At 71.8% G+C, this 26,274-nt stretch carries 23 protein-coding genes; 13 read left to right on the plus strand and 10 right to left on the minus strand.

Going from position 1 to position 26,274, the window contains the following annotated elements; genetic code table 11:
- Window positions 1-15 precede the first annotated feature (15 nt).
- Genes ACGFMK_RS23290 through ACGFMK_RS23300 form a run of 3 tightly spaced genes read left to right on the plus strand, consistent with a single transcriptional unit; the run spans window position 16 to window position 6,858 of the window.
- Window positions 16-999, plus strand: coding sequence for a multicopper oxidase domain-containing protein (locus ACGFMK_RS23290; RefSeq protein ID WP_392766725.1), 984 nt, complete (start codon window positions 16-18; stop codon window positions 997-999).
- Window positions 996-4,958 carry a ThuA domain-containing protein gene (locus ACGFMK_RS23295; protein ID WP_392766726.1) on the plus strand — a complete coding sequence of 1,321 codons (3,963 nt, stop codon included), beginning with the start codon at window positions 996-998 and terminating at the stop codon, window positions 4,956-4,958. Before ACGFMK_RS23290 ends, ACGFMK_RS23295 begins: the two co-directional genes overlap by 4 nt.
- Window positions 4,959-5,016: 58 nt before the next feature.
- On the plus strand, window positions 5,017-6,858 hold the full coding sequence (locus tag ACGFMK_RS23300) for an OmpL47-type beta-barrel domain-containing protein (protein WP_392766728.1): 1,842 nt from the start codon (window positions 5,017-5,019) through the stop codon (window positions 6,856-6,858).
- Here the strand turns inward: ACGFMK_RS23300 and ACGFMK_RS23305 are convergent.
- Window positions 6,855-7,208 (minus strand): VOC family protein, encoded by a 354-nt coding sequence (locus tag ACGFMK_RS23305; protein WP_323326747.1) that lies wholly within the window; start codon window positions 7,206-7,208, stop codon window positions 6,855-6,857. The genes ACGFMK_RS23300 and ACGFMK_RS23305 overlap by 4 nt on opposite strands.
- A gap of 111 nt (window positions 7,209-7,319) precedes the next feature.
- Here ACGFMK_RS23305 and ACGFMK_RS23310 point away from each other — a divergent pair, with 111 nt between their 5' ends.
- Entirely contained in the window at window positions 7,320-8,141 is an 822-nt protein-coding gene (locus ACGFMK_RS23310) for a leishmanolysin-related zinc metalloendopeptidase (protein WP_392766731.1), read from the plus strand.
- A 46-nt stretch (window positions 8,142-8,187) separates the two neighbouring features.
- On the opposite strand, the gene ACGFMK_RS23315 is transcribed toward ACGFMK_RS23310, so the two are convergent.
- From ACGFMK_RS23315 to ACGFMK_RS23330, 4 genes are all read right to left on the minus strand, one after another.
- Entirely contained in the window at window positions 8,188-8,589 is a 402-nt protein-coding gene (locus ACGFMK_RS23315) for a DUF6294 family protein (protein WP_392766734.1), read from the minus strand.
- A gap of 68 nt (window positions 8,590-8,657) precedes the next feature.
- Window positions 8,658-10,490 (minus strand): RiPP maturation radical SAM C-methyltransferase, encoded by a 1,833-nt coding sequence (locus ACGFMK_RS23320; RefSeq protein ID WP_392766737.1) that lies wholly within the window; start codon window positions 10,488-10,490, stop codon window positions 8,658-8,660.
- 39 nt (window positions 10,491-10,529) lie between these two features.
- Entirely contained in the window at window positions 10,530-10,829 is a 300-nt protein-coding gene (locus ACGFMK_RS23325) for a hypothetical protein (RefSeq protein WP_392766740.1), read from the minus strand.
- A 22-nt stretch (window positions 10,830-10,851) separates the two neighbouring features.
- The gene (locus ACGFMK_RS23330) at window positions 10,852-13,626 is read right to left on the minus strand and encodes a BTAD domain-containing putative transcriptional regulator (protein ID WP_392766743.1); all 2,775 of its coding nucleotides are present in this window, start codon (window positions 13,624-13,626) and stop codon (window positions 10,852-10,854) included.
- 135 nt (window positions 13,627-13,761) lie between these two features.
- On the opposite strand from ACGFMK_RS23330, the gene ACGFMK_RS23335 reads away from it, so the two are divergent.
- From ACGFMK_RS23335 to ACGFMK_RS23345, 3 genes are all read left to right on the plus strand, one after another.
- Window positions 13,762-14,367: an RNA polymerase sigma factor gene (locus tag ACGFMK_RS23335; RefSeq protein ID WP_392766745.1), complete on the plus strand. Its 606-nt coding sequence runs from the start codon at window positions 13,762-13,764 to the stop codon at window positions 14,365-14,367.
- A gap of 62 nt (window positions 14,368-14,429) precedes the next feature.
- Window positions 14,430-15,035: a hypothetical protein gene (locus tag ACGFMK_RS23340; RefSeq protein WP_392766748.1), complete on the plus strand. Its 606-nt coding sequence runs from the start codon at window positions 14,430-14,432 to the stop codon at window positions 15,033-15,035.
- Complete coding sequence (locus ACGFMK_RS23345; protein ID WP_392766751.1) at window positions 14,945-15,883, plus strand: hypothetical protein; 939 nt, start codon at window positions 14,945-14,947, stop codon at window positions 15,881-15,883. Before ACGFMK_RS23340 ends, ACGFMK_RS23345 begins: the two co-directional genes overlap by 91 nt.
- Before the next feature lie 33 nt (window positions 15,884-15,916).
- Here the strand turns inward: ACGFMK_RS23345 and ACGFMK_RS23350 are convergent, their stop codons facing one another.
- Both ACGFMK_RS23350 and ACGFMK_RS23355 read right to left on the minus strand, forming a co-directional pair.
- Window positions 15,917-17,509: an AMP-binding protein gene (locus ACGFMK_RS23350; protein WP_392766753.1), complete on the minus strand. Its 1,593-nt coding sequence runs from the start codon at window positions 17,507-17,509 to the stop codon at window positions 15,917-15,919.
- Between the two features lie 126 nt (window positions 17,510-17,635).
- The gene (locus tag ACGFMK_RS23355) at window positions 17,636-18,325 is read right to left on the minus strand and encodes a TetR/AcrR family transcriptional regulator (protein WP_392766756.1); all 690 of its coding nucleotides are present in this window, start codon (window positions 18,323-18,325) and stop codon (window positions 17,636-17,638) included.
- A gap of 88 nt (window positions 18,326-18,413) precedes the next feature.
- Between ACGFMK_RS23355 and ACGFMK_RS23360 the strand changes: the two genes are divergently transcribed.
- On the plus strand, window positions 18,414-19,544 hold the full coding sequence (locus tag ACGFMK_RS23360) for an FAD-dependent oxidoreductase (RefSeq protein WP_392766759.1): 1,131 nt from the start codon (window positions 18,414-18,416) through the stop codon (window positions 19,542-19,544).
- A gap of 261 nt (window positions 19,545-19,805) precedes the next feature.
- Here ACGFMK_RS23360 and ACGFMK_RS23365 read toward each other — a convergent pair whose 3' ends face one another.
- Complete coding sequence (locus ACGFMK_RS23365; protein ID WP_392766762.1) at window positions 19,806-20,393, minus strand: HD domain-containing protein; 588 nt, start codon at window positions 20,391-20,393, stop codon at window positions 19,806-19,808.
- Between the two features lie 71 nt (window positions 20,394-20,464).
- On the opposite strand from ACGFMK_RS23365, the gene ACGFMK_RS23370 reads away from it, so the two are divergent.
- The 5 genes from ACGFMK_RS23370 (at window position 20,465) to ACGFMK_RS23390 (ending at window position 24,507) form a co-directional block, all read left to right on the plus strand.
- A complete protein-coding gene (locus ACGFMK_RS23370; protein WP_392766765.1) occupies window positions 20,465-21,445 on the plus strand; it encodes a GlxA family transcriptional regulator in 981 nt (326 codons plus the stop codon).
- 335 nt (window positions 21,446-21,780) lie between these two features.
- Entirely contained in the window at window positions 21,781-22,149 is a 369-nt protein-coding gene (locus ACGFMK_RS23375; RefSeq protein WP_392766767.1) for a roadblock/LC7 domain-containing protein, read from the plus strand.
- Window positions 22,150-22,214: 65 nt separating this feature from the next.
- Window positions 22,215-22,586 (plus strand): hypothetical protein, encoded by a 372-nt coding sequence (locus tag ACGFMK_RS23380; protein WP_392766786.1) that lies wholly within the window; start codon window positions 22,215-22,217, stop codon window positions 22,584-22,586.
- Window positions 22,587-22,647: 61 nt separating this feature from the next.
- The gene (locus ACGFMK_RS23385; RefSeq protein ID WP_392766770.1) at window positions 22,648-23,316 is read left to right on the plus strand and encodes a hypothetical protein; all 669 of its coding nucleotides are present in this window, start codon (window positions 22,648-22,650) and stop codon (window positions 23,314-23,316) included.
- 168 nt (window positions 23,317-23,484) lie between these two features.
- A complete protein-coding gene (locus ACGFMK_RS23390; protein WP_392766773.1) occupies window positions 23,485-24,507 on the plus strand; it encodes an LLM class flavin-dependent oxidoreductase in 1,023 nt (340 codons plus the stop codon).
- Between the two features lie 4 nt (window positions 24,508-24,511).
- Here the strand turns inward: ACGFMK_RS23390 and ACGFMK_RS23395 are convergent, their stop codons facing one another.
- Window positions 24,512-25,915, minus strand: coding sequence for an alpha/beta hydrolase (locus ACGFMK_RS23395; RefSeq protein WP_392766774.1), 1,404 nt, complete (start codon window positions 25,913-25,915; stop codon window positions 24,512-24,514).
- Between the two features lie 65 nt (window positions 25,916-25,980).
- Window positions 25,981-26,274, minus strand: a 294-nt coding sequence (locus tag ACGFMK_RS23400) for a DUF664 domain-containing protein (protein WP_392766777.1), incomplete at its 5' end; no start/stop codon positions are given.

Here is a 26,274-nt window from a genome sequence, read left to right on the forward strand (position 1 = left end):
CGCGGGGGAGTCCACATGCGAGTGTCACGTCGGTCGATGCTGGCCGGAACCGCCGCGGGGGTGCTGATCCCGGCCGTCGGTGTCGCCGCCGCCGACTCCGCCGCGGCGGCGGGCCTGACCCGCCGGATCACGATCTACGCCGAAGCGCTGCCCGGTGGCCGGTACGGCTACGGCCTCGAGCCGGGCAAGGCCACGATCCCGGGGCCGCTGCTGGAGGTCTACGAGGGCGACACCGTCGAGATCGAGCTCGTCAACCTGACCGACCAGCGGCTCTCGATCCACCCGCACGGGGTCACCTACGACACCGCGTCCGACGGCGCCCCGCTCAACGCGTCGTTCAACAACCCGCGCGAGACACGGACCTACACCTGGCGCACCCGCGCCCGGTACGAGGCCAGTGGCGGGTTCTGGATGCCGGGCAGCGCCGGCTACTGGCACTACCACGACCACGCGATGGGCACCGACCACGGCACCGGCGGCCTCGCCCGCGGGCTCTACGGCGGGCTGATCGTGCGCAAGCGCGGCGACCTGCTGCCCGCCAAGCAGTACACCGTCGTGTTCAACGAGATGATGATCAACCACGAGATGGCGCCCGACACGCCGGTGTTCGAGGCCCGCCTCGGCGAGCGCGTCGAGTGGGTCTGCGTCGGGTACGGCAGCCTGCCGCACACGTTCCACCTGCACGGGCACCGCTGGGCCGACACCCGCACCGGGATGCTCGACGGCGCCGCTGACAACGCTGCCATCGTCGACAACAAGAACCTCGACCCCGGCAGCTCGTTCGGTTTCCAGGTGATCGCCGGAGAGGGCGCCGGGCCGGGGGTGTGGATGTACCACTGCCACGTCCAGACCCACTCCGACGGCGGGATGGTGGGCCTGTTCCTGGTCCGCAACGCCGACGGCAGCCTGCCCGACGGGGCCCAGGAAGCGATCGACCGGTTCAAGCAGCACGGCCACGCCGGGCACGACATGAGCCCCGACGGGCGGACGCACGCATGAGGAGGGGAATCGTGAAGAGACGTTGGTTCGGAAGGCGCGGCGCGGTCGTGCTCGCCCTCGGTTCGGTACTGGCGGCCGGCTCGCCGCTGACGGTGATGCCGGTGGCGCAGGCCGCGCCGGCCGTGGTGAACGTGCCGGTGAACGTGCTGGTCTTCCACGGCGCGGCGGCCGGCCAGAAGGACCCGGTGCTGCGCGCGGCGGACGCGATCGCGCGGCTCGGCTCGGACAACGGCATCACGGTCACGGCCTCGTCCGACCCGGCCGTGTTCGCCGCGGCCAACCTGGCCCGCTACCGCGGTGTGGTGTTCCTGTCCGCGCAGGGCGTGACGCTCGCGCGGGAGCAGGAAGCCGCGCTGCAGGCCTACATGAAGGCCGGCGGCGGGTTCCTCGGCATCTCCGACGCCGCCCGCGCCCAGGACTCGTCCCAGTGGTTCACCGGCCTGATCGGGGCCCGCCCGGTCGGCGCCCGCCCGACGCCCGAGGCCGTGGCGGCGGTGACCGCGAGCGCGGAGAACCCGCCGAACGAGACCAAGGAAAAACTGGCCGACAACAACGAGAACACCAAGTGGCTGACGTTCGCGACGACCGGCTGGGCCGCCTACAAGATGGCCACCCCGGTCGCGGTCAGCAGCTACTCGCTGGTCTCGGCGAACGACTTCCCCGGCCGCGACCCGAAGAGCTGGACCCTGCAGGGCTCCGCCGACGGGCAGGCCTGGACCGACCTGGACACGCGCACGAACGAGACGTTCACGGACCGGTTCCAGACCCGGACGTTCACCTTCGCCAACACCACGGTCTACCCGAACTACCGGCTGAACATCACCGCGAACTCGGGTGAGCCGCTCATCCAGCTCGCCGACCTCAAGCTGTTCAAGGACACCTCGACGACCCCGCCGCCGCCCGAACCGGCGCCGCAGCAGGCCGTCGTCGACGTCCTCGACGCGCAGCACCCGGCCACCGCCGGGCTGCCGCAGAACTGGACGCGCACCGACCGCTGGCTCAACTGGGAGACCAACCCGGTCGGGACCGTCCACACGGTCGCCCAGGTCGAGGAGAAGGGCTACAACCCGGGGGTCGGCGCGAACGGCGCGTTCCACCCGATCTCGTGGTGCCGCGACTACGACGGCGGCCGCTCCTTCTACACCGGCATGGGCCGCACCGAGGCGTCCTACGGCGAAGACCAGTTCCGCAGCCACCTGCTCGGCGCCCTGCGCTGGACGACCGGGATGGTGCGCGGCGATTGCCAGGCCGGCATCGCCGCGAACTACAAGGTCGAGCGGCTGACCGGCAAGAACGCGGCCGGGCAGCTCGACCAGATCGGCGAGCCGCACGGGCTCACCATCGCCCCGGACGGCAAGGTGTTCTACATCGGCAAGGCGGCCTGCCCGACCGGGCCGATCGTCAGCTGGGACGACCCGAACGTCGGCCTCGGCTGCGGCACGGTCCACCAGTGGGACCCGGTGACCAAGAAGGTCAAGCTGCTCACGACGTTGCCGGTGATGGGCAACCGCGGCAGCGGTGACGAGCTGGTCAAGAACGAAGAGGGCCTGCTCGGGCTGACGCTGGACCCGAAGTTCACCGAGAACGGGTTCATGTACGCCTACTGGATGCCGCACGCGTCGATCGACCGCGACAAGCGGATCGGCAAGCGCACGGTCTCGCGGTTCACCTACAACGCCACCGCGCAGACGCTCGACCAGGCCACCCGCAAGGACCTGCTGTCCTGGGACGTCCAGATCCACAGCTGCTGCCACGCCGGCGGCGGCATGGCGTTCGACAAGGACGGCAACCTCTACGTCGGGTCCGGGGACAACAACTCCTCGGGCGGCTCGAACGGCTACTCGGGCAACAACTGGACGCTCGACTACAAGGGCCTCTCGTTCCAGGACGCGCGCCGCACGGCGGGCAACACGAACGACCTCGACGGCAAGATCCTGCGCATCCACCCGGAGGCGAACGGGACGTACACCATCCCGCAGGGCAACCTGTTCCCGAACGGGCCGGCGGACAAGACGCGCCCGGAGATCTACGTGATGGGCGTCCGCAACATCTCCCGGCTGCAGATCGACCCGGTGCACAACTGGATGACCGCGGGCTGGGTCGGCCCCGACGCGTCCTCGCCCAGCCCGGAGCTCGGGCCGGCGAAGTACGAGACGGCGACGATCATCACCGAGGCGGGCAACCACGGCTGGCCGTACTGCATGGGCAACCGGCAGCCCTACCGCGACCGCAGCAGCACCAACGCCGCGGAGCTGACCGGCTGGTACGACTGCGACAACCCGGTCAACACCTCGCCGCGCAACACCGGCCTGGTGAACCTGCCGCCGATCAAGGACAACATGATCTGGTACTCGCCCGACGGTGGCGGCCCGGTCTTCCCGAAGCGGCCGGGCTCGTCCATTCCGACCTACAACGCGGCGGACGCCACCTACACCCAGCCGTACCTGCGGGGCGGCGGCCAGGCGATCATGTCCGGGCCGACGTACCACCGCTCGCTGGTCAACACGAACAGCGGTGTCGCGTGGCCGGCGTACTGGGACAACAAGTGGTTCATCGGCGACGAGTCCAACTCGCAGAACCGGGTCGCGGTGACCGTGGACCCGGCGGGCGTGCCGACGCACCAGCCGCCGGTGTTCGCCGAGACGTTCCGGCAGATCATCCCCGGCGGGTCCGGTGACACCAAGGTGCAGAGCTGGATGGACGCCAAGTTCGGGCCGGACGGCGCGCTGTACGTGCTCGACTACGGCAACGGCTTCTTCTCCCTGGACGCCAACCAGAAGCTGCTGAAGATCAGCTACACGGGTGGCGCGCCGACCCCGGCGCCGGCCGCGTCGTCGGTGCTGGTGCAGAACAAGGCGCTGAGGGCGGCGTTCACCGGGTCGAAGTCCGGCGGCGTGTCCTACCGCTGGGAGTTCGGCGACGGCTCGGTGTCCACCCAGGCGGACCCGCGCCACACCTACCCGCGCACCGGGATCTTCACCGCCAAGCTGACCGTGACCTACGCGGACGGCGAAGCGGTGACCACGCGGACCGCGGTGAACGTCGGGTGCGCGGTGGCCGATCCCAGTCCGGTGGTGACGTTGGGTGACACCATCACGAAGGTACCGAACCGCAACGCCGGCGGCGGCTGCACGGTCGACGACTTCATCGACGACGAAGGCACGTGGAGCACGCACGCGGCGTTCGTCAACCACGTCGAGCAGGCCACCGAGACGCTCTCCGACCTCGGGGTCCTGAACGACGCCGAGGTGGCCGAGCTGAACGCGGCGGCGGAGGCGTCGCCGATCGGGAAGCCGGGCACCACCGGGTACGAGGCGCTCTTCGACGGCACGGCCGACTCGCTGCGGGCCTGGGAACAGGCGCCGTCCGGGCAGTTCACGCTGCAACCCGACGGGTCGATCCGCTCGGCCGGCGGGCTGGGCATGCTCTGGTACGCCCAGCGCCAGTTCGGGGATTTCTCGGTGAAGGTCCAGTTCAAGGACATCGCCCCGGACCCGAACCGGGCCAACAGCGGCGTCTTCGTCCGGTTCCCGGATCCGCGGACCCCGCTGGCCCAGCGGCCACCGGGCAGCTGCGGCACGGTCGGGTCGGCGCGGGACTCGCAGGCGTGGGTCGCGATCTACTGCGGTCACGAGATCCAGATCTACGACGGCGACTCCGGCGAGCCGCAGAAGACCGGGTCGGTCTACAACTTCGACCCGCGCCCGCTGGACCAGGCGGGGGCGCGGCCGAAGGGCACCTGGAACGACTACGAGATCAAGGTCGTCGGGCAGCACTACACGATCATCCGCAACGGCGTGGTGATCAACGAGTTCGACAACACGCCCGGCCAGCAGTCCTCGCGCGCCGGGGACCCGCCGACCGACCTGCGGCAGTTCGTCAGCGGGTTCATCGGGCTGCAGAACCACAGCGACAACGACCTGACCGAGTTCCGCAACATCCGGGTGCGGCAGCTGTAGCGCGACGGGGGCCGGGCCCACGCCCGGCCCCCGTTCCTCCCAGGAAGGGTTTCCCGCGATGTCCCCACGCCCGATCGCCGTGCTGCTGGCCGCTTTCCTGGTCCTGCTCGGGCTCGCCACCCCCGCGGTGGCGGCGCCGGTCCAGACCCTGACCTGGACCGGGAACAACAGCACCACCGCATACGCGTCCGCGCCGACGGGCGCGCGGCCCGGCGAGACCACGATCGTCTTCGAGAACAGCGAAGCCACCGGCAACACGACGGGGATGTCGCACACCCTGACGTTCGACACCTCGACGCCGGGGTACAACCACGACGTCACGCTGAACGTGCTGGCCAACCCGTTCGACCCGCAGAACGGCCGGCACGAGGCGGTCGTGACGCTCACGCCGGGCAGGTACCGGTACTTCTGCACCATCCCCGGCCACACGTCGATGGTGGGGGAGTTCGTCGTGTCCGACGGCACCGGCGACACCACCGCGCCGACGGTGACCGCCGCCGTGACGGGGGACCAGGACCCGTCCGGAAACTACCTCGGCTCGGCCTCCGTAGCGCTGACCGCGACCGACGCGGGCTCCGGCGTCGCTTCGGTGGAATACCAGCTGGACGGCGGGACCTGGACGCCGTACTCGGCGCCGGTGGTGGTGTCGTCGCTGGGCATGCACATGCTGGGTTACCGCGCGACCGACGTCGCCGGGAACACGTCCGCCGAAGGCATGGCGCACTTCACGATCGTCGAACGTCAGGGGGACGGCACCCCGCCCACGGTGACCGCTTCGCTGGCCGGTACCCAGGACGCGTCGGGCAACTACGTCGACGTCGCGACGGCAACTGTCACGGCCACGGACGCCGATTCCGGGGTCGCCGCCGTCGAGTACAAACTGGACGACGGGGCGTGGACCGCCTACACGGCACCGGTCCCGGTGACCGCGGCGGGCATGCACATGCTCTCCTATCGGGCTCGCGACGTCGCCGGGAACACGTCACCGGAGGGGATGACCCACTTCACGGTGGTGAAGAGCGACACGACGGCGCCGGTCGTCACGGCCTCCGTGAGCGGCACCCGGGACGGCGACGGCAACTACGTCGGCAAGGCGGTCGTCACGGTCACGGCGTCGGACGCGGGTTCCGGGGTCGCCGCGGTGGAGTACCGGGTCGACGGCGGCGCGTGGACCGCTTACTCCGCTCCGGTTCAGGTTGCGTCGGTGGGCGCGCACACGGTGGACTACCGGGCTCGTGATGTCGCCGGCAACATCTCTGCGGTGGGGACTGCGTCCTTCACCGTGGTCGCCGGCGGTGACACGACCGCGCCCGTGGTGTCCCTGACGGTGAGCGGTAAGCAGAGTGGCGACTGGTCGTACGTGGGCCAGGCGACGGTGACCTTGACGGCGGCCGACGCGGAGTCCGGTGTGGACTTCACTGAGTACAAAGTGGACAGTGGTGCGTGGACGCGGTACACCGCGCCGGTGGTGGTCTCCGCGCTCGGCGCGCACGCGGTCCGGTTCCGGGCCACCGACGTCGCCGGGAACGTCTCGGCGGAGCAGTCGGGATCCTTCACCGTGGTCGCGGCGCCGCCACCGCCGGACGCCTGCCCGAACTCGGACACCCGGGAGACCGTGGTGATCGGCGGGATCGACAGCCAGGTCGAGAACACCGACATCGGCAACGGCTGCACCCTCAACGACGTCATCGACGAGAACGCGGAGTACGCGTCCCACGACCGGTTCGTGAAGCACGTGAAGGCGGTGACCCAGGAACTGGTCGCCAACGGTGTGCTCTCCTCGGGCGACCGCAACCGCATCGTGACGGCGGCCATCGAATCCGACATCGGCGGCGCGCCTGCCGCGGGTCACGAGGTGAAGCCCGACGTGAAGAAGGTGAAGCCCCGCGGGCAGGACTAAGCGGACTGCCAGAGCTCGATGCGGTTGCCCTCGGGGTCGGTGACCCAGCCGAAGCGGCCGACGCCGTCCATGTCCTGGGTCTCCTCGGCGACGTCGGCGCCCTGGGCGCGGAGCTGGGCGAGCATGGCGTCGAGGTCGCGGACCCGGAAGTTGAGCATGGTCTGCTGGGTCCGGGACCCGAAGTAGTCGGTCCCGGCCTCGAACGGCGCGAAGACCGTGGGGCCCGCCTCCTGGCGCCACAGGCCGTGCTCGTCGGCGTCGAGGCCGAGGCTGTCCCGGTACCAGGCGCCGAGGGCCGCCGGGTCCGAGGCGCGGATGAAGTAACCACCGATACCGAGCACACGTTCCATGGCCCGATCGTGCCAGCACGGCGTCCGGAGGCGGGCGGGCGACACGCGGTGTATTTCCCCGGCGGTTGCGGGATCCGACCCGGTACAACCGCCCACGGCAAAGGAACCGCCATGCCGGACCACGAGATCTACCACGCCAGGGCCGACGCCGAGCGCGCGTTGCTGCTGACCGGCACCACGTCGCCGTTCACGATCACCGTCCGGTTCGCGGGCGGCCTGACGCCGGGGCAGCAGGACGCCTTCGCCGCGGCCGCGGACCGGTGGGCCAAGGTGATCGTCGGTGACCTGCCGTCGGCCGTGGTCGACGGCGAGCTGATCGACGACGTCCTGATCGTCGCGAAGGGCGCCGACATCGACGGCGAGGGGCACATCCTCGGCCAGGCGCTCATCACCCACGTGCGGCCGGCGGGGCCCGAGCCTTCGGCCCTGCTGCCGGCCCGCGGCGAGATGACGTTCGACAAGGTCGACCTGGCCAAGATGGAGGCCGAGGGCATCCTCGGGGACGTGATCACCCACGAGATGGGCCACGTCGTCGGTGTCGGCTCGCGCTGGGCGGCCAAGGGCCTGCTGGTCGGCAAGGGCAGCACCGACCCCACGTTCTCCGGGCCGGGCGCGATGGCCGAGTACCACAAGCTGCGCGGCGGCGCGGGCGACCCGGTGCGGGTGCCGGTGGAGAACACCGGCGGGCCGGGCACCGCGGACGTGCACTGGCGCGACCGCACCTTCGGCAACGAGCTGATGACCGGCTTCGTCAACCGGGCGCCGAACCCACTGAGCCGGGTCACCGCGGCCTCGCTCGGTGACCTCGGCTACCAGGTCGACGTCGACGCGGCCGACGCCTACGAACTGCCCGAGGTCGCCGCACCGGCGGGCCGCCTGGCCGTGCACGCGTTCGCGGTGACGCCGGTGCCGACCGAGCTGCCGCGAGCCTGAACCACCCCGGTGGCCGGTTCCCGCACCAGCGGGAGCCGGCCACTGTTCAGCAGCTCGAGTACATCTTCAGGTGGGCGATGTCGTCCCACAGGTCCGGCTCGAAACTCGCCCAGGCGCGGAACCGGTAGGGTTCCGCGCCGCTCGGCATGGTCCGCACGAACTTGCGCCAGTCGCCCCCGACGGGGTGCTCGGTGGCGAGCGACCCCAGCACCGCCCAGCCCGCGTCCAGCAGGTCGACGTGCCAGATCACCCACGCGGCGTCGTCGTCCACACTGGACACGGTGCCGTCGAAGGTGGCCGTCCCGTTGGGGAAGAGGGTCCACCTGGCCCCCGCGGCCATCGTGCAGTTCCCCTTCCTGATCGGCCCCCAGGTGAACTCCCACGGAGTCCAGCCGGTGAGACGCCGCGCGGCGGTGTTCGCCGCCACCATGATGGCCGACGGATCCATGACACGGCCTTTCTGCTCGTCCACCCCCGCAGCCGGACAGAGGAGCGGAACCCCGGCCTTGATACGCGTCACCGGCCCCGCGTGGCGGGCAAGGCCAGGGACAGCGCCAGGTTCTCGTCGAGGAACATCAGCCCGCGCGCCGCGAACTCGCGGAAGACGTCTTCGACCTGCGCCACCGGTGCGGTGAGGCCGAGTTCGCGGTGCACGGCCGCGGCGGTGCGGGGCCGCTCGGCGCAGGCGAGGTAGATGCCGGCGAGCGCGTCGCGGAAGGTGTGGACGCCGGCGCGGTCCGGGCCCCGGCCGTCGTGGATCTGCAGGAAGCCGGGGGCGGACCGGTAGACGAGGAACGGCCGCGAGTCCGCCTGCCACGCCGCCGTCCAGGCGGACACGGCGTCGGCCAGCGGGGTGTAGACGTCCGGGTCGAGGGCGGCTTCCGTTTCGTAGTCGAAGAAGTAGGCAACCCGGTCGAGGTCCACTGTGGACGGGTAGACGTGCCGGTAGCTGGGCTCCGGTTCGCGACGCCGCAGCGGGAACCGGGCCGGCTGGGTGAACAGCGGGCTGAACCGCTCCAGCCACACCCGGTCCGCGCCGGCCGGCGGCTGGAGGTGGAGCAGGTCCGGGACGGCCGCCGCCTGCGCCGCGTAGGCGGCCGCGGTCTCGCCTGGGAAGCCCCACAGGATGTTCCAGCCGACGGAGATCCCGTAGTACCCGGCCCAGCGCAGCAGGTTGACGTTCTGCGCGGCCCGGACCCCTTTGTCCATCAGCCGGAGCACCGCCGAGCTCAGCGACTCGAGGCCCGGCTGCAGCCGGTCGACCCCCGCCCCGGCGAGCACCTTCAGCTGCGCCCGGGTCAGGTTCGCCTTGACCTCGTAGAAGATCCGGTAGTCCCGGGCCCCCTCGGTCATCGCCGGGAACAGCTCCTTCAGGTAGCTCGGCTCGAGGATGTTGTCGACGGCGTCGAACCGGAACGCGCCGTACCGCCGCGCCTGCCGGTCGAGCTCGTCGAGCACCTTGGCCGGCGACTTGGCGCGGAACCGCATGGTGGTCCCGTTGAGCCCGCAGAACGTGCAGTGGTGCTTGGCGCCCCACCAGCAGCCCCGGGCCGACTCGAACGGGATCGTGACGTCGTCGGCGGGCAGCCCGAGCCGCGCCGCACGGGCGAAGTATTCGCCGTAGTCCGGCACGGGCAGGTCGTCGAGCCGGCTGTACGGCGCCTCGGGCGGCGTCGCGACGACGTCGTTCCCGACGCGCCGGGCGACGCCGGGAATCCCGCCGGGGTCCGTGCCCGTCGCGAGCGCGTCCAGCAGGCGCGGGAACGCGACGTCGCCCTCGCCGAGGACGGCGAAGTCGACGCAGTCCACGGTCCGCACCAGCTCCAGGCCCATGTCGCCGTCGAAGTTGGCGCCGCCGAACACGGTGACGATGCCGGGGTAGCGCTCCTTCAGCAGGCGCGCGAGCGCGAACGACGCCGTGTTCTGCTGGAACGTGGAGCTGAAACAGGCCACCCGGACCCCGGCGAACTCCCTGGCGACGGCGTCGAGGTACGCGGGAACGTCCCGCTCGCGCGTACCCCGCAACCGTGCCGCCGCGGGCTCCGCCGGACCGTCCAGGTAGGACAGTCCGGCGCCGATCTCCTCGAGCAGCTTGCCGTCCGGATCCGGCGCGGCGTCGCCGAACGCCGCGACCGAGAACAGCCAGTCGCCGAGCTGCCGGCCGCGGTGCTCGGCCAGCGACTGGTAGTAGTCCAGGCCGATCCGCACGGCGAAGTCGAGGTTCAGGTGCAGGGTCCGCGCCGGGAACCCGTGCCGCTCCGCGATCGCCTTGAGCAGCCCGAGCTGGATGGACGGCCGGTCGGCCTCCAGGAACGGCATGGACACGAGTACGACCGGCGGCTCGGACATGGCCCGGATTCCCTTCCTCGTGGGTCGCGGTCGGTGAATTCAGGATTTGATGAAGCCCCTGACCATCCGGGGAACCAACGTCACGGGTCCACTGGAGCCGGAAGGATAGTCCACCATCAGCGAAGCCTGTTTCGGTGTGAAAGACCCGGTGAACGATGCGGTGAGGTTCTCCTCGTCCTCGGTCGCGGCCCAGGCGAGCCAGAGGATGCGGTGCAACATCACCTGCTGTGGTTCGGACAGCTTCGCCTTGAATTCGTCGAGAAGGCCGCAAAAGCGCTCGACTTCTGCCGCGAACTGCTCGGCTTCTTTTTCCTTGCCTTTGTCTTCGTGTTCGGCCATGAGGTTCCTCCTGCTCGGTGGATCAACCACTGGGTACTTCGGACAGTCGTGTCCGCACTTCGTCCGCGTCGGGATGGGCGAGGTGCGCGAGGATGTCGTGGGCCCGCTGCCGGCCGGACCGGGCGGCCTCGACGTCGCCGAGTTCGTGGTGGAGGTTGGCGATTTCGATGTGCAACCGGGCTTCCGTCATCAGGTTTCCGTTGCGGTGGGCCAGGTCCAGCGCCGTCCGGTAGCAGGTGAGGGCGCGGGACGGGTCGCCGAGCTGCTTGTGCGCGTAGCCGATGCTGTGCCAGCTCTGCGCCGCGCCCATCTGGTCGGCCAGCTGCGTCTGCAGGTCGAGCGCCTGCCGGCAGAAGCCGATGGCCACTTCGTGCTCGCCGAGCAGGGTGCGGAACCAGCCGACGGCGTTGAGCGCCGTCGCCTGCCCGGCCCGGTGCTCGGCCGCGCGGAACAGGTCCAGGGCCTGCTCGGCGTGCGTGAGGGCGTCGGTGACGGCTCCCTGCCGGTCGAGCAGCCAGGCGAACTGGCGGTGCGCGTAGGCCTGCCCGACGACGTCGCCGGCGGCACGGGCGAGGGTCAGCGCCGTCCGGAGGTCTTCGTGGGCCTCGGTGTGCCGGCCGAACCGGACGTGCGTACCCGCCAGGTGCAGGTGGGCGAACGCCTGCTTGCGCTGGTCACCGAGGCGGCGTGCGGCGGCGGCCGCCACCGTCAGCACATCGCTCTCGTCGTGCCAATGTCCTTGCATCGAAAGGAAACGCTGCATTGACCGGGCGAGGTCCCAGACGCGGGCGTCGAACGCGGCGCCCGCGTGGACGGCCAGCAGCAGCACGCGGTGTTCGGCCTCGAACCAGGCGACGGCCTGCCGGCGGTCGGTGATCCGTTCGGACTCGGCGCCGGCGGGCAGCGGCGTCAGCTCGGGTGGCACCTCGAGCCGGGGGTCGAGGAACCCGTCGGCGTGGTAGGCGGTGTGGGCGTAGTGGCCCAGCACGCGGTGGGCGGCTTCCGCCCGGTCGGCGGCGGAATCCGTCTCCTGGACGAGTTCCGTGGCGTAGGCGCGCAGCAGGTCGTGCACGGTGTAGCGGCCGGGGGCGTGCTCGGTGATCAGGTGCGCGTGCGCGAGCTCGGACAGGATCCGCCGCGCCTTCCCGGCCGGCACCCCGGCCAGGCTCGCCGCCGCCCCGGTGCCGATGTCCGGCCCGGAGTGCAGCCCGAAGAGCCGGAACAGCCGGGCCGCGGCGGGGTCCAGCCGCAGGTACGACCAGGAGAACACGGCGCGGGCGTCGGTCGCCGGGTCGGTGCCGGAGAGCTCGTCGAGGACGCCGCGCGCGTCCCGCAGCTGCCCGGCCAGCGCGGCCAGGCTGAAGGCGGGGTGGGTGGCGGCGCGGGCCGCGGCCACCGCGAGGGCCAGCGGGAGCCGCGCGCACAGGCCGATGATCTCGTCGACCGCCTCGGGTTCGGCGGCGACCCGGACGGCGCCGATCCGCCGGCGCAGCATCACCCGGGCCTCGGCGCCGTCGAGCAGGTCGACGGTGAGGGGGTGCGCGCCCGCGACGACCAGGCCGGCGAGGCGGTCCCGGCTGGTCACGACGACCACGCTGCCCGGTGAGCCGGGCAGCAGCAGCCGGACCTGCTCCGCGTCGCGGGCGTTGTCCAGCACGACCAGGACGCGCCGGTGCGCCAGCAGGCTCCGGTACCGGCCGGCCTGGGCCTCGAGCGTGCTGGGGAGCCGGCCGCCCGGGACGTCGAGCGCTTCGAGGAACCCGCGCAGCGCTTCGGCCGGGTCCACCGGTGAGCCGGTCGGGTCGAACCCGCGCAGGTTCACGTACAGCTGGCCGTCGGGGAACCCGGCGGCGACCGTGTGGGCCCAGTGGACGGCCAGCGCCGTCTTGCCCACGCCGGCGGTGCCCGACAGCACCACGATCCGGGTGGCCGGGAACTGCTCGTCGCTCACCCAGTCGAGGTGGCGGAGCGCGGTTTCCCGGCCCACGAAACCGGGGGTGCCGGGCGGCAGCTGGGCCGGGGTCGTCACGGGCGCGCCGCGCGGCGTGGACGGCAGCTCGTCCCGCAGCATCGCGCGGTGCAGCGCGCGCAGCTCGGGGCCGGGATCGGTGCCGAGCGCTTCGGCGAGCCGCTTGCGGACGACGTCGTACCGGTCGAGGGCCTCCGCCGGGCGTCCCGCGGTGTGCAGGGCGCGCATCAGCAGTGCTTCCAGCGGTTCCGCGAGCGGGTATTCGCCGGCCAGGCCGGACAGCGCGTCGATCACCGTGCCCGGGTGGCCCAGGCGCAGCTCCAGCTCGCCCCAGCGCACCGCGGCGGCCAGCCGGCGCCGGTGCCAGGTCGCGCGCACCTGGTCGGCCCAGTCACCCTGAAGACCGGCCAACGGGGTGCCCGGCCGGCCGAAGACCGCTTCGGCCAGTGCGGCGGCCCGGTCGGCGTCGGTGGCCAGCTGGTCGTTCCCGCGGTCGACCAGGCGGCCGAAGCGGAGCAGATCGACGTCGTCCGGATCGATTTCCAGCACGTAACCGGCAGTTCGACGGGGGAGTTTGGCGGTCTCGCCGGTGGAATCGGCGATCTCCTTGAACAGCCGGCGTATCCGACTTATGTGGGAATACAACACGTTGCGCGCTTCGGCCGGTGAATCGTCACCCCAGACCCGGTTGATGATCGTTTCCAGCGAAACGGGGCGCCCCGCGTCGGCCGCCAATACCGCGAGCACCGCCTGCTGCCGGGGCGTTCCGATGTCCAGGGGCCGCCCCGCCACCCGGAGCTGCACCTCCCCGAACAGCACGAACTCCATGCGGCGGCCTTCCCGTGTCCGACGCGTCGCGAATGGCGGAACCGATACTGCTCCGTCCGCAAGATTCCCGCAAGGTCGGCGAGCAGGTCGTGGCGGAACCGTGAACCCGGGAGCGAGACAGTTCGAGGAGGGGTCATGTACCACGATTCGCCGGCACCATTGCTGGAAAACGCCGCCCGGGGTGCGGAATGGGCGTGGCGGGATATCGTCGTCCGTTATTCGTCGCTGGTTTCGGCCGTCTGCCGCCAGTACCGGATCAGCGGCGCGGACGCCGAGGACGTCACCGGGGCGGTGTGGCTGAACCTGGTGACGCACCTGGCGCACATCCGCGACGCGGAGGCGCTGCCGGGCTGGCTGAGCACCACCACCCGGCACGAGTGCCTGCGGGTGCTGCGCCACCGGAACCGGCAGATCCCGACCGACGCCGCGCTCATCGGCGACCCGGCCGAGCCGGACTTCGACGCCGCGCTGATCGCGGGGGAACGCCGTGCCGCGGCCCGCCACGCATTTGCCCAGCTGCCGCCGCGGGACCAGCGGCTGCTCTCGATGCTGCTGTGCGATCCGCCGCGGTCCTACCGGGAGATCAGCGCGACGCTGGGCATCCCGGTCGGCTCGATCGGCCCGTCGCGGGCGCGCTGCCTCGCCCGCGCCCGCCGCGCACCGGCGGTGGCGGCGCTGCTCGGCGGCGATCCGCACGACGTCCCTGGACACACCCCGCAGAGCGCGCGGGCCACGGCGTGATACCCGAATTCCGGTGTATCACCGGGCTCTCGCACGGCTCCGCAGGCCGAGGAGGAACCACGATGACCTTGTTCCGATCAAGCTGTCTGGCGCTGTCCGCTGTGCTCGCCTTCGGGGCGGCCGGCTGTTCGACGCCGTCCGGTGGCGCCGCGGAGACGTCCACCACGGGGACGTCCGCCACCGAGGCACCCATGACCACCGGCACCCCGAGTGCCGAACCGACCGGCCCGGAGGCCCCGCGGACCGCCGACGACGCCGGGGTCTCGATCTCGATCGCCCAGCTGCCGATCGGCGGCGGGGCCGGCGACTCGAGTGCCCGGGACCAGTGCGTGACCGTCAGCTGGCTGCAGCCGGAACTGCTGCCGGACAACGGCGTCGCGGTCACCGGCATTCAGGTCACGCCGCCGGATGCCTTCTCGGTGGGCGGGAAGTGCGGCGATCCGGACGCGTGCGCCGGGTTCACCTTCGGCGCGGGCGCCGACACGTGTTCCGTCGCGGTCACCGCGCGCGGCACCGGCGGCAGCGCGCGGCTGACGGTCCAGGGCAAGGCGGTGTGCGCCCCCGGAAAGGAAAGCTCGTGCCGGAACCTGCGAAGCCGGGTGAGTCCCGGATCGATCCCGTTGACGCAGCCGGATTCGTCGGCGCCGGAGACCACGACGACCGGGTGACGTCGCCGGCGGCCGGCCGGCTCGAGCGTTTCCTCGAAGCGGGCAAGACGGCGATCCCGCCGTTGACGTTGCTGAGCGCGGTGCTGTTCTACTTCGGTTACGTCTCCGCCCGGGCGCGGTACGAGTACTTCGGCGTCGACGTCGACACGATCGGGCTCGGGACGCAGGAGTACATCATGCGCAGCCCGCAGCCGCTGCTCACCCCGCTGCTGGTGTTCGCCGCGGCCGGCGCCGGCTCGGTCGCGGTGCACGCCGTGGTCCGGAAGCGGATCCGGACGACGTCGACGCGACGGATGGGCCGGGTCGCGCAGGGGATCGGCCTGGGCACGCTGACCGCCGGTCTCGTGCTGCTGTTCGGGTACGCCTTCCTGGGCGGCTGGCGGCTGTACGGGCTGGTGACCCCGCTGCTGATCGCGGCGGGCACCACCCTGTTCCGGTACGGCTCGGCGATCCGCCGCCTGCTGCGGCCGCCGGTCCACCGCGGTGCGGTCGTCCTGGGGTACCTGGTGATCGCCGTGAGCGTGTTCTGGATGACGGCCACGGTGGCGCAGTGGTCGGGCCGCGGTGCGGCGATGTCCGATGCGGCCCGCCTCGACAAGCTGCCGAGCGTCATCCTCGACACCAAGGAGAGCCTGTTCCTGCGGAGCCCGGGCCTCGAGGAGACGAAGCTGCCGCCGTCCGAGGGGCAGACGTTCCACTACCGGTACCGCCGGCTGCGCCTGCTGATCCACGGAAAGGACCGGATGTTCCTGGTCCCGGACCGCTGGTCGGCGAGCGACTCGACGATCATCGTCCCCCTGGACGGCTCGGTGCGCGTCCAGTTCCAGTTCCAGAACGACCGGCCCTGAGCCGTCACTTCCGTTGTTGCCCACGATCGGGGGTCACCTGTCGTCTTGCAGCCGGTCGCGAAGCTCGTGCTTCTTGATCTTCCCGGAACCCGTCAGCGGGAACTCCGTGACGAAGCGCCAGATCCGCGGGGTCTTGTGGGGCGCCAGCTTCTCACGGACGTGGGCGAAGAGTGCCGCCTCGTCCGCGGTCTCACCGGACGTCAGCCGGACGAAGGCCGCCACCTGCTCACCCCATTCGGGGTCCGGGACGCCGACCACCGCGACGTCGGCCACCGCCGGGTGGGCCAGCAGGGCGTACTCGATTTCGCGGGGGTAGATGTTCTCGCCGCCGCGGATGATCATCTCCTTCACGCGGCCTTCGATGCGGAGGTAGCCCTCGTCGTCCATCGTGGCGAGGTCGCCGGTGTGCAGCCAGCCCGCCGGGTCGATGGCCTCGGCCGTCTGGTCGGGCCGGTCGAAGTAGCCGTGCATCACGTGGTAGCCGCGGGTGCACAGCTCGCCGACCTCGCCGCGGTCGCGCACGTCGCCGGTGGCGGGATCGACGATCTTGACTTCGCAGGCGGGCAACGGCTTTCCGAGCGTCTCCGCCCGGTTCGACGGGCTGTCGTCGAGCCGGGTCATGGTGATCCCGGGGGAGGCCTCGGTCTGCGCGTAGACGATGCTCATCGGCACCCCCACCGCGGACTCGACGCGCCTGACCAGATCGGGCGGGACCGTCGCGCCGCCGGCCAGGGCGTAGCGGACGGACGACAGGTCGGTCCCGGCGAACCGCGGGTGGCCCAGCAGCGCCAGCAGCATGGTGGGGACGCCGCCGAACACCGCGCCGCGTTCGGCTTCGATCAGCTCCAGCTGCAGGCCGGGGTCGAACCACGGCAGCAGGACCTGGGTCCCCTGCGAGGCGATCGGCGCCAGGGTGGCCAGCACGCAGCCGGCGGTGTGGAAGAGCGGCATCGGGTTGACGAAGGCCTCGCCGGGCCGCATGTCCAGCGTCCGCACGTAGGACAGCACCGCGTTGTTCGTGATGCCGCGGTGGTGCAGCACCGCGCCCTTCGGGGTGCCGGTCGTGCCGGAGGTGTACTGGATCTGGGCCGGGTCGTCCGGGCTCACCGCGGGCAGCACCTCGCTGGGGGAGCCGGACGCGCGAAACGCTTGCCAGTCCTGGAAAAGCACCGTCTCCCGCAGGCCGGGGAGATCGGGACGCAGCCGGTCGAGCGTCTCCGCCATCGGGTTGCCGCGGTAGTCCGCGACCAGGAAGATCCCGGTGGCCCGCGACTGGCTCAGGACGTGCCGGAGCTCGTCTTCCCGCAGCGCGGGGTTCACCGTGACGAGGGTCAGGCCGGCGAGCGCGGCCGCCAGCTCCAGCACCACCCACTCCGGGATGTTGTTGGCCCACACGGCCACCCGCTCGCCCGGCTGGAACCGGCCGAGCAGCGCCCGGGCCGCTTCTTCGGCCTCCGTCAGCAGGTCCGAGTACGACCACCGGCGCCGCGCCCGCGGGTCGGGAACCCCCTCGACGAGCGCGAGCGCGGCCGGGGCCCGCTCCGCGGCCTCGCGGAGCAGCGACCCGACGGTCAGTTCACGCACCGAGCCGGCGTCCACCACCGGCGCGTGGGCCGGGTTCGCCATGGTGGCCTCCTCGGATCGGTTTTCCGCCTGCCGTGGGGAGTCGTCGTCGATCTCACCATGGTTACCGATCGGGCGGCCCCGGGTCACGCTCAGCCTGTATAACGCCCTACACGGCGCCGCTCGGGCTCACCGCGTGGTGATGCCGGCGAGAACGAGGTCGACCCCGCCGAGGAACTGCTCGCGGTCGTCGTGGACCCGCATCTGGGCCGCGACCGCCCTGGTGAACGGGTACTCGTCGGGATCGAGCTCCTCCCAGGCCTTCGCCGCGGCGTCGAGGAACCCGGCGCGATCCACGCGGGGGTCGAGCTCACGGGCGCCCGCCGCGTTCGCGGCGTTCTGGGCGGCGGCGCCGAGGATGTAGTGCACCAGCGCCGACGTCGCGGTGAACCAGCTCTCCCGGGGCACGTCCAGCGCGCCGACCTCACGGCCGATGCGTTCGAAGATCCGCGGTGTGACCGATCCCCAAGGGCTGCGGGAGAACTGCGCCGAAAGCTGGGTGGCGAGCCAGGGGTGGGCGTCGATCGCGTCGAACAGGCCGAGCGCGACGGCGCGGATCTCGTCGCGCGGGGAGCCCTGGGACTCGCCGGGCTCGAGGGCGGCCGCGACGACGGCGTCGGTCGCGGCGGCGAGCAGCTCGCCCTTGTTCGCGACGTGCCAGTAGATCGCCCCGGCGCCGGTGGCGAGGCGCTCGGTCAGCACCCGGAACGTCAGCCCGCTCTCGCCGGCCGTGTCGAGCAGCTCGACGGCGGCCTCGACGATGCGCTCGCGGGAGAGCGCGTCGGTGCGCCGCTGGGCCCGGTGTGTCGGAGATGGCATGGCTCCAGTTTGACACATCTGGAACGGTGTTCCAAGATGGAATGACATTCCAGTGGGGCCGGACGGCCTCGAACCCGGAGGAGTCACCATGACCACCCACGTCACGATCATCGGCGCCGGCCTCGGCGGCCTCACCCTGGCCCGCGTCCTGCACGTCCACGGCATCCCGGCCACGGTCTACGAAGCCGAGGCGTCCCCGGCCGCCCGCACGCAGGGCGGGATGCTGGACATCCACGAGCGCAACGGGCAGCTCGCCCTCGAGGCCGCGGGCCTGACGGCCGAGTTCCGCGGCCTGATCCTGGAGGGCCGCGAGGCGACCCGCGTCCTGACCCGGGACGGGACCGTCCTGCTCGACGAACCCGACGACGGCACCGGCGGCCGTCCCGAAGTGCAACGCGGCGAACTGCGCCGCGTCCTGCTCGACGCGCTCCCGGAAGGCACCGTCCGGTGGGGGCACAAGGTGAGCGGCGTCCGCACCCTCGACGGCGGCGGCCACGAGATCACCTTCGCCGACGGCACCACCGCCGTCGCGAGCCTGCTGGTCGGCGCCGACGGCGCGTGGTCCCGGGTCCGCCCGGTGCTGTCGGACGCCGTGCCCGAGTACGTCGGCACGTCGTTCGTCGAGACCTACCTGTTCGACAGCGACACCCGGCACCCGGCCAGTGCGCAGGCCGTCGGCGGCGGAGCGCTGATCTCGATCGAGCCGGGGAAGGGGATCCAGGCCCACCGGGAGAGCGGCGGGAACCTGCACACCTACGTGGTGCTGTCCAAGCCGCTGGACTGGTTCGCCGGCATCGACTTCACCGATCCCGCCGCGGCCGAGCGGATCGCGGGGGAGTTCGAGGGCTGGGCCCCGGAGCTGACGGCCCTGATCACCGACGGCGAGACCCCGCCGGTGCTGCGGCCGATCCACACGCTGCCGATCGGCCACCGCTGGGACCGGCGGCCGGGCGTGACCCTGCTCGGCGACGCCGCCCACCTCTCACCCCCGAACGGCGAGGGCGCCAACCTGGCCATGTACGACGGCGCGGAACTGGGCAGGATCCTCGCCGCCCACCCGGGCGACGTCGAGGCGGCGCTGGCCGAGTACGAGCAGGCACTCTTCGCCCGCAGCGCCGAGGAAGGCACCGAAGCGGCCCGCGACTTCGAGATCTGCTTCGGGGAGAAGACGCCTCAGAGTCTCCTCGACCTGTTGACCGGGCAGGAGCAGGTGCGGTGAGTCTGGCGGCCGCGGGAGGCCGCAGGCGCCGCGTCGGTGGAGCGGCCCGGCATGCAACGGCCCGCGGTCTTGTCAATCTGCTTACCCGGCAGGGAGCAGGCCGAGTGAGGCTGCTGGCCGCGACAGCCCCGCAGCCGCCGCGGCTGCGGAGCGCCCGGCGTGCGACATCCCGCGGTCTCGTCAACCTGCTTACCCGGCAGGGAGCAGGCCCGGCGAGGCGGCCGGCCGCGATGGCCTGCGGGCGGGAGCCGAGCTGAACCCTCAAGCCCCGCCTCGTCGTTGGCGCAGCAGTTCGGCGCCGAGGGAGTACGGCGGGGCCGCGGCGGCGGAACGGGCGGCGTGCTCGACGATCGCGTCCTCGATCCAGCGTTCGCCCTCCGGCCGGGGATACGCGGCGTAAACCGGCTCCCGCGAACCGGGGTCGAGACCGGTGAAGTTACCCGCGTCGATGAAGACTCCCTTGTGGGTCAAGGAAGTCAGCAGGCCCCGGCGGTCGGCGATGCCGAGTGACGAGTGCAGCGCGATCGCTTCCCAGACCCGGTCGACGTCGGCGGCGGGGACGCCGTGCTCGGTCAGCACCGACGCGGCCAGGTCCGCGCCCTCCACCTCGAACCGGGCCTTGCCCGTCGCGAGGGAACCCAGGCCCAGGTCGTGCAGCGCGCAGGCCGCGAAGAGCAGGCCCTCGTCGTAGGCCGCGTCGTGCACGCTGCCGTCCTGCTCGGCCAGCAGCCGGGCGAACAGGAAGCTGCGGACGCTGTGGTCGGCGATCGCGGCGCTCTCCGACTCCCGGGCCAGGCGGAGGCTCGCGTCGGCGAGCGGGCCGGTGGGCAGGGCGAGTGTGTCGGTCATGCCGACGACCGTAGGAGCCGGCCGCGGCCGCCGGAAGTGGCCCTGGTGCCAACCGGCGCTATGATCGGGCCATGGCGACAGCCGGCCGGCACCAGGTGGCGGTGCTCGTCCTGCCCGGGGTGCCGGCGCTCGAATTCGGCATCGCGGTGCAGATCTTCGCGACGGACCCCTTTTACGAGATGACTGTCTGCACCGACGGCGGGCCCGGGCCCGGGCCCGGGCCCGGGCCGGTGCCGGGTGACGGGTTCACCGCCACCGCCACGGCCGGCCTCGAAGCGCTGGCCGGCGCCGGCACCGTGCTCGTCCCCGGTTTCGAGGGGGTCGAGATCCCGCCACCGTCCGACGTCCTGGCCGCGCTGCGTGCGGCGCACGCCCGCGGCGCCCGGCTCGTCTCCATCTGCACGGGCGCGTTCGCCCTCGCCGCGGCCGGGCTGCTCGACGGGCGCCCGGCGACCACGCACTGGCAGTACGCCGACCTGCTGCGCCGGCGGTACCCGCGCGTCGAGGTGCTGGCGGACCGCTTCTACGTCGACGACGGCGACATCCTCACCTCCGCCGGCGTGACCGCGGGCGTCGACCTCGGCCTGCACCTGGTCCGCCTCGACCAGGGGCCCGCGGCCGCCAACCGCCGCGCCCGGTTCCTGGTCGCCCCGCCGCGGCGCACCGGCGGGCAGGCGCAGTTCATCGAGCAGCACCGCGCCGAGGCGATCGGGGAGCGGTTCGCGCCACTGCGCAGCTGGATGCTGGCCCACCTCGCGGAAGACCTCAGCATCGACGTCCTCGCCCGGCGCGCCCACGTGTCCCGGCGGACGCTCATCCGCCGGTTCCGCGACGAGACCGGCACGTCCCCGATGGCCTGGCTGGCCGACGCGCGCATCGACCGCGCGCGCGAACTGCTGGAGACGACCACGACGTCCGTCGAGCGCATCGGCCGGCTTTCCGGGCTGGGCGCGCCGTCTTCGGTCCGCGCGGCGTTCCACCGGCACCTCGGTACCTCGCCGCAGGAATACCGGACGCTGTTCCGGCACGGCGGCCCGTCGGGGAATTCCTGACCGGGGAGCATTCGGCTCAACGGAGTAAAGCAATCACCCGTCGCGTTGCGTACCGGGAATGGAAAACAGTGAAATCGTCGTCCGCGTGATTCATCGACGGCGATCGAAACCGTCGATTCATCGTTGTTACGCCGCTCGACGCTGTTCACTCGATCGTGTAATGCTAAAAGTGCTTGCCTGCTGCCGATAGGCGAAAAGTGGTCCGGGCTGTAAGGTCTCCCGGCGAGAGAGCAACCCGAATGGATGATCATTGTGTCGGCTGCCCATTTTCGGGCCATCTCGAGCCGGGCGCCGCGCCCTGTCGCCGAGCCTTTCCGGAGCAGAAAGAAAGAACATTGGACTTCGACGCATTGGCCGGTGAACTGCGTTACCTCCGGGAAAGCGTCGCCGGGGTCACCGACACCGTCTTGGCCGCGGTCGACGGGATACCGATCATCGCCGACGCGGCCGACGGCATCGACCCGGCGAAGATCTCCGCGCTCGCCGCCGCCGATCTCGGGATAGCTCGCCAGGCCGCACACGTGACCGGGCAGGGCACGCTCAGCCAGACCGTGGTGTTCAGCAGCGAGGGCTACATGGCGGTCTACGCCATCGGCCGGCTGGCGCTGATGGTCGTGCTGGGGGACAAGGGACTCAACGTCGGGCGGCTCCTGTTCGAGTGCCGCCCCGTCATCGAGCGGATCAGCTCCATCCTGGCCGCCTGATGCCCGGCGCACATCGGGAACGCGGGGCCGCCGACCACCATTTCACAGAAGGAAGAAAAGTCATGATGAACATCGACACCGCACTGAAGGAAGCCATGTCCATCGCCGGCGCGGTCGGCGTCGCGCTGGTCGACTACGAGAGCGGGATGTCGCTCGGCACCAGCGGCGGCGGCGACTGGCTGGACCTGGAGGTCGCCGCGGCCGGCAACACCGAGGTGGTGCGGGCGAAGCTCCGCGTCATGTCCTCGCTGGCGCTCAACGACTCCATCGAGGACATCCTCATCACGCTGCACCGCCAGTACCACCTGATCCGGCTGATGAACGCGGGGTCGTCGCGGAACCAGCTGTTCCTGTACCTGGTGCTGGACCGCGACCGGGCGAACCTGGCGCTGGCCCGGCACTACCTCAAGCGCATAGAAGCCGACCTGCAGGTGTGACGGGCCGCCGCACGCGCGGCACGGCGGCGGGTGCGGAGCGCCCGCCAGGGAGGAGGCGGCGTTGACCGGAGGCGGTTCCGGCGCCGCACTCGTCATCGGCTCGGCGTTCATGGACGACATCGGGTCGTTGTTCCCGGTACGGATGAGCCTCGCCGGCGAAGACCTCGAGTTCACGTTCGTGCTGTCCGAACACCCGCCCGGCGGGGTCGAGCAGTGGGTGCGGCGGTGGTCGGGCACCGGGCCGGCCGGCCGGGTACCCCGCTTCTTCGTCGACGCCGGCGGCCGCCGGATCCGCGTCGAGCTCGCCGGAACCGCGGTCCGGGCCGTGATCGTCGTGCCGGCCGAGCTGACGGCCAGTGCGGTGAACGCCCCGAACCTGGGGCGCTGGCAGGACCAGGTGCCCACGACGCTGAAGATCGCGCTCGACGAGTTCGGGCGGATGCTCTTCCGGTGCCACCACTACGGCGGCGGCACCGAGCCCCTGATCGACCTGGAGCTGGCCTACCGCCCGCTGGCCGACTACGAGACCCGCGTCGCCGAGGCCCACGAGTCGGCGAGGGGCTGGGTCCCGCCGGTCCGCCCGGTCCTCGGCATGCGCTGGCGTGCGGTGACCCCGGCCCAGCGCAAGGTCTTCGCCGACGACCTGCCGGACGTGACCTCGGCACGGCGGTGGATCCGCCGGCGCCGCACCGCGCGGATCATGGGCATCGAGGTGGAGCTGCCCCCGTGATCGGCGCGTGGTGCCCCGCCCCGGAATCGTGTGCGGGTTCCGGGGCGGGGCACCGTCGTGGTTACCCGGCACGACGACGGCCACGCGCTCGACGCCGGTTACGCGATGGCCTGATCACACTGCACCTCGCGGGGGGAATCAATCCGGCCCCCGGACGTTGGACGGTGCGTGAAGAAGATTGGCTTCCTCTCGTTCGGCCACTGGTCGGCGAGCGCGCACTCCGAGACGCGGACCGCCGCGGACTTCCTGCACCAGTCGATCGACCTGGCGGTCGCGGCCGAAGAGCTCGGCGTGGACGGCGCCTACTTCCGCGTGCACCACTTCGCGCGGCAGGCGGGCAGCCCGTTCCCGCTGCTCGCGGCCATTGGTGCGCGGACGTCCAAGATCGAAATCGGCACCGGCGTGATCGACATGCGCTACGAGAACCCGCTGTACATGGTCGAGGACGCGGGCGCCGCCGACCTCATCTCGCGGGGCCGGCTGCAGCTCGGCGTCAGCCGGGGGTCCCCCGAGCAGGTGATCGAGGGCTGGCGCTATTTCGGGTACGCCCCCGCCGACGGTGAGACCGATGCGGACATGGCCCGGGAACGCGTCGAAGTCTTCCTCAAGCTTCTCGAGGGTGACGGGTTCGCCCAGCCGAACCCGCGGCCGATGTTCGCCAACCCGCCGGGGCTGCTGCGGCTCGAGCCGCACTCCGAGGGCCTGCGCGACCGCATCTGGTGGGGCTCCAGCTCGAACGCGACGGCCATTTGGGCCGCGAAGCTGGGCATGAACCTGCAGAGCTCCACGCTCAAGGACGACGAGACGGGCGAGCCGCTGCACGTCCAGCAGCGCAAGCAGATCGAGGCCTACCGCGAGGCGTGGAAGGAGGCCGGCCACGAGCGGGAGCCGCGCGTGTCGGTCAGCCGCAGCATCTTCGCGCTGACCAACGACCTGGACCGCGCCTACTTCGGCCGCGACCGCAACTCCCGCGACCAGGTCGGCATGATCGACGAGAACACCCGGGCGATCTTCGGTCGTTCGTACGCCGCCGAGCCGGACGAACTGGTGCGGGAGCTCAAGGAGGACGAGGCGATCCAGGCCGCGGACACCGTGCTGCTGACCGTCCCGAACCAGCTGGGCGTCGATTACAACGCCCACGTCCTGGAGAGCATCCTCACCCACGTCGCCCCGGCGCTGGGCTGGCGCTGACGGCTCAGGCGGGGCAACCGAAGTCGCGCCGTGGTGCGGTGGCCGTCAGCAGGTAGGTGTCCACCGCCGCGCGGGTGCAGGCCGTGCGCTGGTAGACGCCGTGGCCCGAGCCCTCGTACGTCAGCAGCGTCGTGTTCGCCGGGGCCTGGTGGTGGATGTCCTGGGCCCAGGCGTACGGGGTCGCCGGGTCGTAGCGGGCGTTCACCAGCAGGATCCGCGGCGCCCGCGTGATGTCCAGCCGGTGCGGCGGGTTCGCGGGCGGGCCGGGGATGCCCAGGCACGCGGTGGCTTCGCCGTGGCTGAGAGGGCTGCCCCGCATGATCGGCCCGCGGCGCAGCTCTTCGGCCCGCATCGCCGAATACTGGGCGAAATTCCGGATCCGCAGGTCGAAGTCCTGGCAGACGACCGCGCGGCGGATCGAGTCGTAGTTCGCTTCGAACCGGGCCCGCACCGGGGACTGCCCGGCGGCGGTGTCGGCGATCACCTGCGCCGCGTCGTCCCAGGCCGGGCCGTACATGTCCGAGAACACCCAGTCGCGCAACCAGTTGTGCTCCAACGGCATCCCGTCGGCGGCGGTGAGGGCCCGCTCCCAGGTCGCGCGGACGTCCTGGCCGTGCAGCGCGCAGGACGGCGTCGCGTCGCACCACGCGGTGAACTGCCCGAACAGCTCGTCGGCCGCGGCCGCACGGTCGCCCGCGAAGCGCGCGATGCCGACGCTGTGGTCGATCGAGCTGTCCAGCACCATCGCGCGGACGTGGTCGCCGTACTTCTCGGCGTACTGCTGGCCGAGCAGCGTGCCGTAGGAGATGCCGTGGAAGCTGATCTTCTGTTCGCCGAGGGCGCGGCGGACGGCGTCCAGGTCCCGCGCGTTGACGCCGGTGTCGGCGTGGTCGAACACCGGCAGGTTGTTCGCGCGGCACTCCGCGTTGGCCTGCTTGGTGTACTGCAGCAGGGCGTCGAACGCCGCCAGGTCGGCGGGCTCGTCGCCCGGTGCGCCGGGCGGGTCCTCGCACCGGATGAACGCGCTGCGGCCGGTGCCCCGCAGGTCGAGGCCCACGACGTCGAACCGGGCCCGGATCGCCGGGCTGAAGTAGCCGGTGGCGAGCGCGAACTCCGCACCCGACGAACCGGGGCCGCCGGCGTCGGCGAGCAGCACGCCCAACCGGTGGGCCGGGTCGGTCGCCCGGTGCCGGGCCACCGCGAGATCGAGCGACGGCCCGTGCGGCCGGGCCCAGTCCAGCGGCACCCGCAGCGTGCCGCACTCACCGTCCGGGGGAGCGGGGCTGTCCGGGTCGTCGGGGCAGGCCGCCCACGCGATCGGGGACGGCGACCAGCCCGGGTCCGCGACGGCCGGTGTGGCGCCGGTCAGCAGGAGTCCGCTCACCACGACCGCTCCGAAGACCCGCAAGGTCCCTCCCCAGTATCGCCGGTGACTTTCCGACCGTAGGGGTGAGGCGGTGCAGGCCACAAGCGTCAGCGTCCGGTGGTGCCGTCGACGAGCTCGCGCAGGATGTCGGCGTGCCCGGCGTGCCGGCCGGTTTCCTCGATCAGGTGGGTCAGCGTCCAGCGCCGGGACGCGCGGCGCGGCCCCGGTGCACCGAGGTCGTCCCAGCCGTCGATCACGTCGTCCGCCCGCGCGGTGGTCTCGCGGTAGGCGGCGAGGAGGTCCGCGGCGGACTCGGCCGGCGCCGGCCGGAAGGTGGCCTGCCAGTTCGTGACGAAATCCCCGAGCAGCCAATGGGCTTCGACGTGCGTGAGGTGCTTGAC

The organism is Amycolatopsis sp. NPDC049252 (genome assembly GCF_043197175.1).
In the GTDB taxonomy this organism is placed as follows: Bacteria; Actinomycetota; Actinomycetes; order Mycobacteriales; family Pseudonocardiaceae; genus Amycolatopsis.